General features: G+C 67.9%; 3 protein-coding genes. 1 reads left to right on the top strand and 2 read right to left on the bottom strand.

Features of this window, described 5'->3' with window-relative positions; genetic code table 11:
- Together VH499_RS04945 and VH499_RS04940 are read right to left on the bottom strand one after the other, a co-directional pair.
- On the bottom strand, positions 1 to 652 hold a 652-nt coding region (locus tag VH499_RS04945; protein ID WP_332051585.1), incomplete at its 3' end, for an SDR family NAD(P)-dependent oxidoreductase.
- 76 nt (positions 653 to 728) lie between these two features.
- Positions 729 to 2153, bottom strand: a complete 1425-nt coding sequence (locus VH499_RS04940) for an OprD family outer membrane porin (protein WP_332051584.1) — start codon at positions 2151 to 2153, stop codon at positions 729 to 731.
- A 337-nt stretch (positions 2154 to 2490) separates the two neighbouring features.
- Here VH499_RS04940 and VH499_RS04935 point away from each other — a divergent pair, with 337 nt between their 5' ends.
- Positions 2491 to 2982 (top strand): cupin domain-containing protein, encoded by a 492-nt coding sequence (locus VH499_RS04935; RefSeq protein ID WP_414709746.1) that lies wholly within the window; start codon positions 2491 to 2493, stop codon positions 2980 to 2982.
- Positions 2983 to 3251: the final 269 nt, after the last annotated feature.

The following is a 3251-nucleotide window of genomic DNA, read 5'->3' as shown; positions in this document are numbered from 1 at the left end:
CGGCGAGCGCGAGTTGCGCCACGATCAGCTCGGCGATCGCGGCCGGCTTCACCCATGAGGCGTGATCGGCCTTGGGCATGTCGGCGCGGTTGCCGGGCGTGTCGATGGTCGAGGGGCAGAGCGCGATCACCGAGATGCCCTCGCCCTTCAGTTCCTCGGCGAGCGCCACCGTGAAGGCGGCAACGGCGGCCTTCGACGCGGTGTAGGCCGTCATGCCGGCGCCCTGGCGCGGATTGAGGGCGGGCCGCGCCGAGATGTTGACGATGCGTCCGCCGCGGCCCGACTTGCGGAAGTTCGCCACCGCCTGGCGGCAGCTCAGCGCGCACGAGACGAGGTTCATCGAAAGCTGCTGCTGCAGCACCTTCAGTGGACTGTCGGCGATCGGCGCCCAGGCGAAGCCGCCGGCGATGTTCACCACGGCGAAGAGCGGCGGCAGCTTGGCATAGAACGCCTCGACCGACGCCTCGTCGGCGAGATCGACCCTGGTCGCGACCGAGACCTTGCCCGCCGGGAAGCGGCCGGCCGGCACCGCGTCCTCGATCGCCGGCACGTGGCACCGGGCGCCGGCCTCGACCAGCGCCTGCACCACCGCCGCTCCCAGCGCGCCGTTGCCGCCGGTGACGACCACATGAGCATCCTGCAACCTCGCCATCGCCACGCCCCTCTCGCCTTTCCGGAGCGGCAAGAAACCCGAAGCAAGGCTGTCTTGTCCAGCCTTGCGCCCGCTCTCAATAGAGCTTCACCTTCCAGTTCAGCGTGAGGCGGATCTCGTCGGTCCGGGTGGTGACGTTGTTCTGGAAGGTGTTGGCGAGCCCGTAACGCGCGCTGAGCCAGAGGCCCGACAGCGGCTTCCAGTCCGGGCGCCATTCCAGCCGGAAGTCCCATTCGTCCTCGACCAGCGGCGCGCCGGCGGCGGGCGCGCTGGTCCAGCCGTTGAAGTACTGGATGCCCGCCGCGATGCCGTCGAGGCCGATGGGCGTGAAGTCGTAGGAAAGGCCGAACATCAGCGCGTTCTCGCCGGCGCGCTGGAACGAGAGGACGAGGCTGTCGGTATAGAACGGGTTGGCGCTCCACGGGCTCTGCATGGCGAAGCCCGGATCGACGACGCTGTAGGCGGCGGTCAGGATCGCCGTCCGGTAGCCGAGCTGCAGGCGGGTGGCAAACTGGTCGGTGGCGAAAGCGCTGCCGGTCAGGAGATTGGCGCCGGTGCTGCGCTGGTCGGCGTATTGCGCCGCCAGCGCGCCGTCGAGGCCGAAGGGCAGGTCGACGCCGTACTTCGCCTCGCCATAGGCGATGTTGATGATGTCCTGGGCGTAGTATTCGATCGCGCCCAGCGACGCCGCGCCCCAGGTGAGCACCGCGCCGGCCACGCCGACGCCGCGATCGACGTCGGCGCCGGCGGCGCGCGCCATCGAGACGAAGACGTCGGAATCGCGCTGCTTGATCGCCGCGATGTAGCCGCCCCCGTAGCGCACCGCCGGGCCGCTCGCGGGATTGCCCAGCGAGCCCTGCAGCGCGTAGCCGTAGAAGGTGTTGGGCGTCATGCGGTTGTCCTGCGGGCCGAGGAACGGCGTGTCGTAGAGATAGCGGCCGGCGATGAAGTCGAGGCTGTCGGAAAGATGCAGCTTGCCGTAGAGCTGGCCGACGACGGCATAGCCCTGCTGGTCGGGCTTGAGCAGGCCGGTGTTGCCGAAGTCGGGCGGCGCGTAGATCGGCAGCGAGCCGTAGAACACGGCGCCGCCCGAGATCAGGCCGAACAGCCGGCCGGTCTCGATCGCCGCCCAGCCGCCGGTCGCCCAGGCCTCGCTGACGGTGGCGCCGGTCGGCGCGTTCTTGACGTTGTCGCGGTAGTAGCTGCGCAGGTTGAGCTCGACGCGGGCGTCGCGAAAGAAGGCGGGCGCGTCCTGCATCTCCCGGTGCACGTCGGGAAACAGCGCCAGCGCCGGCGGCGGCGCCGGGTTGAAGCTGCGCTCGATCGTGGTCAGGCTCTGCTTCGTCGTCGACGGGATCGGCACCGCCTGCTGGAAGCCCTGCGCCGCGGCCTCGCCTGCGACGCCTGCCGCCACCACCGCGGCCAGCAGCGCCGCGGCCGCGCGCCGGCGACGGCACCGATCGGCCCGGCCCTTCTCCGCTCCATCACGATCGTGCCGCATCTCGGACGCCCGACCTCCTTCGCGGCACGCTCGCTCCGTCGCGGTGGCGTGGCGGAAGAGAGAGCGAGTCGAGCCCATCGGGCCGTCCGGCAATCCTCTCCGCCTCCAAGGCCGGCTGCCACCGGGAGCGCCTTCCCTCCGCGGCCGATATTCGCGCATGGCAAAGACGAAGGAAAGATCCCCTGGCCCAAGCGCACGGGAGACCGCGCGATCGCGCGCGCCACCAGGAGGTGTTCGCTGACCGCACGACGCACCAACTCGACGGACAACCCTGCGCAGGGCTAAGGTTCGCCATCAGATATCGATGAGCGAGATATCGATGAGCATCGCACTGGAAATGACTACGCCGCTCGCGGATCGAGCGCGGCTCCGGCTGTCGCTCGTTGTCGCGGCTGTCGTTTGCGCGGTCGTGAGCGCGAGAACCTTGCCCGTGAAAATGGACGCGATTTCGGAATTTCCGCTCCCGATTTGTGCCGCTGATGCCTCGTCCGGCTCATCGCTCAACAAAGTGGAGGTGATCAGTTCGCACGCGTTACCGGATATACCCGGCAAGAGAGTAACAGTTGTCCGAGTGACCTACGGACCGGGGGGCTTTACTCCGCCGCACCGTCATGCCGGTACGGTCACGGCCTACATCACCAAAGGCCAGATCAGGTCGCAACTCAAAGGTGGCCCGGTGGAGATATTCGATGTCGGCCAGTCGTTCTTTGAACCGCCGGGCGCGATACATCTCGTATCGGCCAACGCGAGCACCACCGACGGGGCCGAATTGATTGCCATCTTTGTCGCTGACGAAGGTGCACAATTGACGACCCTTATCGAGCCTTAGGCGATGGAGACAGTCGGAGGTCACCACCTTTCATGTTTCGCCTCGTGAGCAGCGCCGTTTGTGGGCGCCGCGCGCCTGCGCCATAGTTTCCGACGTCGGTTGGAACAGGCGGAGGAGCAGGCATGCGCCCGGTGTTCGATGCCCGGTCGGTCCATCATCTGAAGTTTCGCGGCGCCGTCGATGCCGATGGTCATCTGCTCGAGGATGCCGGCCTGTGGGACCGCTACATCGAGGCGAAGTATCGCGACCGCGCGCTGCGCATGAAACGC

Source organism: Reyranella sp., assembly GCF_036558665.1.
Taxonomy (GTDB): domain Bacteria; phylum Pseudomonadota; class Alphaproteobacteria; order Reyranellales; family Reyranellaceae; genus Reyranella.
This window is presented reverse-complemented; position numbering and strand designations above follow the sequence as displayed.